This is a genomic window from Mesorhizobium sp. M5C.F.Ca.IN.020.32.2.1 (genome assembly GCF_004023105.1).
Taxonomy (GTDB): domain Bacteria; phylum Pseudomonadota; class Alphaproteobacteria; order Rhizobiales; family Rhizobiaceae; genus Mesorhizobium; species Mesorhizobium wenxiniae.
This window is the reverse complement of the sequence record NZ_RZSX01000225.1, coordinates 1-7,914: the sequence shown is the minus strand read 5'-3', so window position 1 is coordinate 7,914 and position 7,914 is coordinate 1. Positions and strand designations below refer to the sequence as shown.

The following is a 7,914-nucleotide window of genomic DNA, read 5'->3' as shown; positions in this document are numbered from 1 at the left end:
CATGAAGGCGAGCTGCTGGAAGAACTGGTGATCGGGTGGCAGGTCGGCAAACAGCTCGATCGCCTGTTCGGCGATCTCCATGCCCATTTCGTAAAGCGTGCGGTCGAGGCCGGCTTGCCTCAGCACAGAACCAAAATAGGGATTGGCCGCCAGAGCCCTGTCGGCCAGTTCGGGGCCGGCGGCAGCGCCGAAGAGCAGGTTTTGGCCGATCGTTGCTTCCTTGTTGTAGGCGCCCGGTTCGAAAGGAACCACCAGTTCGCTCAGCCCTTCGTGTTCCAGCCGGGTTCGCAGCCCCGCACGCAGTTCGACGATCCGCCTGGCAAGCTCCGTATGACGCGTCAGGTCGGCCGAAGAGCGCAAGCCAAGATCCAGAATATCGCGCGACAGAACAACCGCGTCGAGCACCCGGCGCACGGCTTCAAAGAGGTCGTGCGGGCCGGTAGCGCCGGCGGAAGCATAGTTGATCCAGTCGCTGCGGATATCAAGATCCGGATTGCCCGACCGGCGCGCCTCGTGGATGTTCCAGCGGTGCTGGTCTGCCGCAGCACCGTCATAAGGCACCGATGTCAGCGGGGCATGCTTCAACCCGTAGAGCAGGTTATCGCGGAGGCTTGCCTGGAACAGGAAAACATCCGACGAGGCATAGGACATGCGCCGGCCGGTCACTGCTTCGGGGAGTTCAAGAAGATCGTCGGCGCCAGAAGCGACCCTCCCGCTGTCCGGCCGGTTCAGCCGCGCGAAGGCTTCTGCAAGCGCCTCGGCTCCACCTGTTGCGGTACTGACCAGCGCCACCGTCTCACCCGGCTTGACCTGGAGGGAGATACGGTCGAGGACCATTCCACCGCCATCGTCTGCTATGGACAGACTGATCGCGGACAGGGGTTTGGTCATCGGATCGGGATCGTCGATCGTCAATGCCCCGATTCTCGGCGCAATGAGACCATCGACGGTGAATTGTTCAACGACCTGCTGATATTTGACCTGGATATCCTGCCGCGCCTGATCCCAGTCGATCAGTTCTTTCATTGGTCCGGGCAGTTCCTTATAGGCGCTGATCACGGCCACGAGCTGGCCGACGTCCAGCCGCCCCTGGATGACCAGATACCCGCCGATCATGTAGAACAGAAAGGGCGTGACCTGCGCGAGAAAATTGTTGAGGAACTTCACCATGAATTTCCATTGGTAAAGATCGAAGCGGATCTTGAAGATGAGCCCGAGCCGGGCAGCTATGTCGGCGCGCTCGTAGTTTGATGTGTCGTGGACGTGAACCGCGCCGATCCCGTCGACGATTTCGCCAACCCGGCCCGAAAGCGCGCGCGCCGTCAACTGCCGTTCGCGCCCGAGCACAATCAGCCGCCGCCGCATTCGCGGGATGAGCACGATCTGGATCGCCACGATCACGACCGCTATCATTCCGAGCCAGAAGTTCTGGACCACGATGAACAGCATGGCCGTCAGCGCCTGGCCGCCGAGCAGCACCGGCTGCACGAAGGCATCGCCGATGAAGCCGCCCAGCGGCTCCACCTCGTCCTTCACCATGGTCGCCACTTCGGCGGATTTCACTCGCTTGAAGTAAAACGGTGGAAACCGCAGCACACGATCGACCAGATCGAAGCGGATACGCCGCAGCATGCGTTCGCCGAGGCGGCCCTTGTAGGTGTTGATGTAGAGTTTGAACAGGCCGTTGATGACGACAAGCAAGAGGAACACAAGGCTCAGGGCAAACAGCGTCGCCTTGCGGTCGAGCTGAAAACCGGAGAAGAACTGGACCTCTCCGATGAACGGCAGGTTATAGTGTAGCCTCATGAATGGCTGGGTCGCGCCCGGTTGCTCGAAGCCGCTACCTTGGATCGGGCCGTTGATGATCAGCTTCGGCAGGTCGAAGGACATGAAGTACGGGATCATCGAAAGCACGACGATCATCAATATCCAGAGCTGCTGCTTCTTGGTGTGCGTCCAGATATAGCGGGCTAGGCTGGGTTCCATATGCGGCTGTGGACCCTTCAGTTGGAAGGATGCAGGATGTAAACGCACCTGCTGGCGAATGGCGTATCGGCAATTTCTTCGTCGGCAACGAGAAGCTCGAAGCTGCAGCGCACGGAGATTGTCCTGCGCTCAACGATGGAAGGAACCTGCGAGGCGGCGCGATCCAGTTCCGGCGCATGGTCGATGACAACGTTATGGGCATTGTTGATCAGCGAAGAAAGCAGCTGGCCAGACGGTTCGCGGCTTCCATAGGGTTTTGGCGAATAGCCGAGCAGCACGAGGCTGCTGCGCCGCTGGTGCTGGCGGATGGACGCCGATGGTCCGGACAGATGCAACAGGCTCTCTCCGGCACCGGGCAATGGCGAAGCGGCTTGCAGCATAATCACGTCCGCGAATCAACAGCCTTCCGGGAGGCAAGATTGCGTTGTGTCGCCCGAAATCCCAACATACAAGACAAATATGATGGATGTCACGCAACCACGCAATGCCGGCCTGGACTGGCACGAGCAAGCCTTTGACCTCACGCGGGGAATTGCTGCCTATGTCAACTGCCCTCTGGTGGCAGGGCTGGCGCGCGTCATCACCAAGCATCCGAAGGCCGATATCGCCAATGCCTTCAACCACAAGCAGGTCGCCTGCAAGATGTGGGCGCTCGACAGGCTGTTCGAAAGCTGCGGCGGCCGGTTCGGGCGCATATGGGTTCTGGGTGGATGGTACGGCGTGTTGCCGGCGATGCTTTTCAACGACGCCCGCTTCGACATCGCGGCGGTCGATAGCATCGACATCGATCCCGAAGTCGCGCCGGTCGCCCGGACCCTCAACCGGGAAGCCGGCGACCGGTTCCGCGCGCTGACGGCAGATATGTACGCACTCGACTATGCGGCCGGGCGGCCCGACCTGGTGGTCAATACGAGCTGCGAACACATAGCCGATCTGCGCGCCTGGCTTGCTCTGCTTCCGCGGGGCACGACTGTACTGCTGCAATCGAACGATTATTTCAGCGAGCCGACGCACATCAACTGCGTGGCTTCACTTGCAGCCTTCGAAGCAATGGCGGCGCTACGGGAGGTGCGGTTCTCCGGCGAACTGCCGACAAAAAATTATACCCGCTTCATGCTGATTGGAACTGTTTGATGCATTTCGCCCAACAGTGCGTAGTGCGTCGCACGAACCTCGCCAGACGTGACGCGCGTTAGCATCTATCGTCTGTTTGATCATGAACTTTTCCGAAACCGGGCTCCACTTAGGGACCATGTTCGATACCGCTCGCGCAGGATTTGCGCCGAGCGATGCGCGCCTTCCAGATCAAGACGATGCGCGGCTGGCGTCAGTCCCACAAGCGCCTGTTCGATCGCCTGCGCCAAACCTTCAGGCGTTAGGTCCTTTTCCATCAGCACCGTTGCAAGACCGAGTTCTTCGAGCATCAGGCTGCGAACCGTCTGTTCGGTTTCCCCGCCGGCTGCAAATGGAACGAGCAGGCAGCGACAACCCGCGCGCAGGACATCGCAGACCGTGTTGTAACCCGCCTGCGAGACCGACAGGCGGGCGCCGGTGAGCAGGCTGGCGAAATCCTCGCGGAACCGGAAGATGGACAGGACCGGCGAGGCATCGCGTGCGATCGCGTCAAACTCGTCTTGCGGCAGGTTTGGGCCGGTGATCAAACACCATTTCCAAGCGTTTTTGGCATTCCGCGCCGCTGCGATGGTGGAGCTGACAAGGCTCTTTCCGGCAGCCCCGCCGCCAACCGACACCAGAACGTCGAAGCGCTCGGAGGCCGCGGGCGATGGCGGCGCGGCAACGAGCCCTGTGTAGGTGACCTCGGCCCTGATCGCCTCAGCCAGTGGAAATGTCTTGTCGATGGTTACGAAAGCCGGATCGCCGTGGACCATGACAAGGTCGAAATGCCTGTTGATGAGATCGACCGTTTCCTCGTTTCGGCCCGGCTTTACGCGCTCCTGAAGGATATCACGGACGGACGTCGCCAGCAGCGGTCTGGGCGACGCCGCGTCGATGGCCTCGATCAGCGGCAGGAGTTCGAAACGCATCTGCCGGCGTCCAAATGGAAACGCCTCGACGATGACGATATCAGGCCTGCAATCCCGGAATGCCTGCAGCAGCATCTCTGAACGCCATTTCTTGAAATCATCGTCGATCGGATTGCCCTGCAGGTCGACAAGTCCGGAAAATCGTTCATCACCGGAGGTGACAGGTGGCAGGGTTACAGATTTTACACCCAGTCCCGGAAACCCCGCGATCGGCGCTCCGCCGGTCACGACGGTTACGTCAAACCCGTCATCGACCAGAGCCGCCGCAATGCGGCTGGCGCGCGCGAGATGGCCGATACCGAGCAGGTGCTGGACATAGAAGAAAGCGCGCAGCCGCTTCATTCGGCGGCCCGCCACTCCCGCTCGAACAGTTCCTTGAGCTGTCCAATGCTTGCCATATGATCGAAATTGCCTCGCACGCGCCGCTCTGCGGCGTCGCCGAGGCGGGCGCGCAGCACGGGATCACGGATCAGGCGCTCCAGCGCCCGTGCCAAGGCAATTGGGTCTTCCGTCGGAACCAGCAGCCCGGTTTCATCCGGCGATAAAAGCTCCGGCACGCCGGAAATATCGGTCGACACGCAGGCAAGTCGCTGGCTAGCCGCCTCCACCAGAACATTCGGCAGACCGTCCCGGTCGCCATTTGCGGCGATCCTGCAGGCCAGGGCGAAGATGTCGGCGCAGCGGTAGTGCTCAAGCACCTCCTCCTGCGCAAGCGCGCCTTTCCAGGAGACGCGACCATCCAGGCCGAGCTTTTGCGCCAGCGCCTTGAACCGTTCCAGTTCCTCGCCGCCGCCGATATGCTCGAAACGCCACGCCAAATCACCAGGCAAGAGGGCAAGGGCCTTCAGCAAGGTATCGTAACCTTTCTTTTCAACGGCGCGCCCGACGCTCAGAATGATAACCGGTTCATCCGGCGCCGAGCCGTCATGCTGTTTTCGCGCCTCGCCGAAACCGCCGAAGCGATCAAGGTCGAGCCCATGATAGCTCAGATGCACAGACGAGTTGCCGTTAGCGAGTTTTTTCAGACGGTCGAAGCCGGCTTTTGTGCAAGTGACCGTCCAGCGCGCCGAGGAAAGCTTGCCAGCCAGATCCCAGTCCGCCGAAGTCCAGATGTCCTTGGCGTGGGCCGAGCAGCTCCAGGGCAGGCCACGAAGCTGGCTGGCATAGCGCGTCACCGATGCCGGTGTGTGCGCGAAATGTGCATGCAGCCAGCCCGCGCCTTCCGGCCATTCGGCCGCCAGCACGAGCGCTTGCCCGAAGCGGCGCGCGCGATTGCGGGTAAAGTCGCGGCGGATATCGGTACAAAGCGATCGGAGCGCGCGCCAGAAGCCCGGCCGCAGCAGATAAGCAAACAGCGAGCGAACCACGCGTAGCGGCTCTTCATGCAGATATTCCGGCAGATAATGGACGGGCGCTTTGATCTCGTCATGCACGGGGTGGCGTTTTGCGTCGGTCGGCCGCCTGAGCGAGACCAGTATCAGGTCGAACCCCGCACGCTCCAGACCGAGCAGTTCCTGCGCGATGAACGTTTCCGACAGCCGCGGATATCCCTTCAGAACCACGACGATCTTGCGATGTTGCAACTCAGTTCATGCCTTCAATGACCGAAAGGTGATGGCCGCCCCGCCGGTCGAGCAGTTCCGCGACGATTTCGGAAATGTGAGGCAGCCCTTCCAGCGTCAGATGCGGATGGCTCTGCGATGGGCCGGGCCGGTCCGGCAGCACCTCCAGTGCATTGGCAAACCGCTGGGAATCCTCGGCTTCTTCCGGCAAAAGCATTTCGATGAGGCCGAGTTCGGCTGCGCGCCGTGCTCGGATCAGTTGTTCCTCGCGGGGCTTGACGCGCGGCACGATCAGCGCCGGCTTGTCGAACGACAGTATCTCGCAATAGGTGTTGTAACCGCCCATCGCCACTACCCCCTTGGCGCCGGCAATGAGCTCTTCCATGCGGTTGTCGAACTCGATGATCCTGATATAGGGGATCTTGGACCCCTTCTTGAGCAGCTTGTTGCGCTTGCGCGCCGGCATGTAAGGCCCAAGCACGATCAACGCCCTATGCTGCAATTGCGGATCCTGCTGATAGGCATCGATGACGCTGTGGATCAGATCGGCGCCGTCACCGCCGCCACCGGTGGTAACGAGGATATAGTCGCCCTCGGGCCGGTGGCCGGGCAACTCGTTCTTCTGCAGGCTCCGTTGCAGGAAACCGACGAACTTCATCTTTGCCCTGATAGCCGGCGGCACCTCCAGGCCGGTCAACGGATCGTAGAAATCCGGCGGACCATAGGCCCAGATCTTGTCGTAGAACAGGCCTATCTTGCGCATCACATCCCTGCGTGCCCACTCTGCTTCGAGCAGATGCGGCGCGTCCATCACCTCGCGCAGGCCAAGCACGAGCGTGGTGCCCCGCGTCTTGAGGTAGGACAGCGTGTCCTCGATCTCACCGCGCAGGCCGAGCGGTTCCTTGTCGACGATGAAGATATCCGGCCGGAAGGTCTCGGCTGTATGGCGGATGATCGACTGGCGCATCCTTAGCGTCTCATGCAGATCGATATCCTTTTCCAGCGAAGTGTATTCGCCGTTGCGCAACTTGATGACGCTGGGGATCTTCACGAAGTCGACACGGGCGCGGTAGTCGAAGGCGCCAGCGATAGTCGCACCCGAAATGATAAGCACCTGAAGTCCGCGGAAATCCTCGACCAGCGAATGCGCGATCGTCCGGCAGCGCTGCAAGTGGCCGAGCCCGAACGTGTCGTGGCTGTACATGAGAATTCGAGCATTTTGTGCGTGCTGGGTCATTGTTGAAAGTCTTTTAGAATTCTCGGTTTGAGGACCGCCGGTGACCCGCACGAAACCATCCTCGCGAGTCTACCGACCTGTTTTGAAACATGAGGGCGCAATTTTTCAATTTGTATTACCCAAGAGGGTCCATAGCTGAAACCAGGAAGCTGCGTCTACTTAGCGGCCTGCTTGCCAGCTGGTCCAGAAGAACCTGCATCATTTCACTGGTATTGACCATCTCGGATTCTGGTTGCGGAGATTCGGATAGAGTGGCGTTGGCAGAAATTGACGTTTCCAAGGTTGGGGCGAGCGTTCGAATCGCTTCACCCGCTCCAGTTTCCAAAAGCCGCGGTTCGCCGCGGCTTTTTGGTTTTTTGGGCAGCACCAAACTGGCTGATAGTGGACCTTTCATATTGGAGAGTCCTCACATTCCATGCTGGCGGGAGGGCGGCTCGAGAGGAATGGCTTCGCTCCTACCTTGGAATCGGGTCACAAGGAAGCGCCAGCGAGCTAAAGCCAGCGCATCCAATTGTGCAATGTCGGTTCGTTCCTCACAAGCATGCGGACCGGCAGCCCTTTTTCCTAAAAGAGCACAGCTGCTCGCTTTGTGCTGCCGATAGCAGCGGCGGTCGCTACTACTGAGCCTCTTTTGGCTTGTCTACGAGTTTCTCGACCAGCCGCCGGAGCTCGGAAGGGGTAGTGTGCCCGGCAACAACCAGGGAGCGGAGCGTTCGACTTTAAGGTTGGAGCGAGCGGAAGAACTGAATGCTCGGCGAGCCGACTCCAGCATACTCCATCAAAGGTTGGGGTCGAGCATTCGAATCGCTTCACCCGCTCCAGTTTCCTTCCAGGGAATCAAGCATCGAAAAGCCGCGGTTCGCCGCGGCTTTTTCGTTTTGGCGGCAGCACGGCATCACCCAGAAGACGGAGCGAGCTTGTCCTTGCCGGCTGCGTTGTGGCATGCAGGCGCTTTGTTCGCCGCGCGGAATACGGCCCCGATAGAGTTTAGGACCTTTGCTTTTCAATCTTGGACCAAGGTCCCTTGCGGAAAGGTGCATTTAAACCACACTGGCTAAATAGTGGACCACCACATTAGAGAGTC

Annotated in this window: 7 protein-coding genes; 1 reads left to right on the top strand and 6 read right to left on the bottom strand. The window is 60.2% G+C overall.

Going from position 1 to position 7,914, the window contains the following annotated elements:
• Together EOA86_RS13645 and EOA86_RS13640 are read right to left on the bottom strand one after the other, a co-directional pair.
• On the bottom strand, window positions 1-1,986 hold a 1,986-nt coding region (locus EOA86_RS13645), incomplete at its 3' end, for an ABC transporter ATP-binding protein (protein WP_164891737.1).
• A gap of 17 nt (window positions 1,987-2,003) precedes the next feature.
• Window positions 2,004-2,366, bottom strand: a complete 363-nt coding sequence (locus EOA86_RS13640; RefSeq protein ID WP_128342129.1) for a hypothetical protein — start codon at window positions 2,364-2,366, stop codon at window positions 2,004-2,006.
• Between the two features lie 82 nt (window positions 2,367-2,448).
• Between EOA86_RS13640 and EOA86_RS13635 the strand changes: the two genes are divergently transcribed.
• Window positions 2,449-3,120, top strand: a complete 672-nt coding sequence (locus EOA86_RS13635; RefSeq protein WP_128342131.1) for a class I SAM-dependent methyltransferase — start codon at window positions 2,449-2,451, stop codon at window positions 3,118-3,120.
• An 80-nt stretch (window positions 3,121-3,200) separates the two neighbouring features.
• On the opposite strand, the gene EOA86_RS13630 is transcribed toward EOA86_RS13635, so the two are convergent.
• From EOA86_RS13630 to EOA86_RS39370, 4 genes are all read right to left on the bottom strand, one after another.
• Window positions 3,201-4,373, bottom strand: a complete 1,173-nt coding sequence (locus tag EOA86_RS13630; RefSeq protein WP_128342127.1) for a glycosyltransferase family protein — start codon at window positions 4,371-4,373, stop codon at window positions 3,201-3,203.
• A complete protein-coding gene (locus EOA86_RS13625; RefSeq protein WP_127208213.1) occupies window positions 4,370-5,614 on the bottom strand; it encodes a glycosyltransferase in 1,245 nt (414 codons plus the stop codon). The genes EOA86_RS13630 and EOA86_RS13625 overlap by 4 nt, the downstream gene beginning before the upstream one ends.
• A gap of 1 nt (window position 5,615) precedes the next feature.
• Entirely contained in the window at window positions 5,616-6,830 is a 1,215-nt protein-coding gene (locus EOA86_RS13620; RefSeq protein ID WP_127208212.1) for a glycosyltransferase family protein, read from the bottom strand.
• 115 nt (window positions 6,831-6,945) lie between these two features.
• Window positions 6,946-7,224, bottom strand: coding sequence for a hypothetical protein (locus EOA86_RS39370; RefSeq protein WP_206630015.1), 279 nt, complete (start codon window positions 7,222-7,224; stop codon window positions 6,946-6,948).
• Window positions 7,225-7,914: the final 690 nt, after the last annotated feature.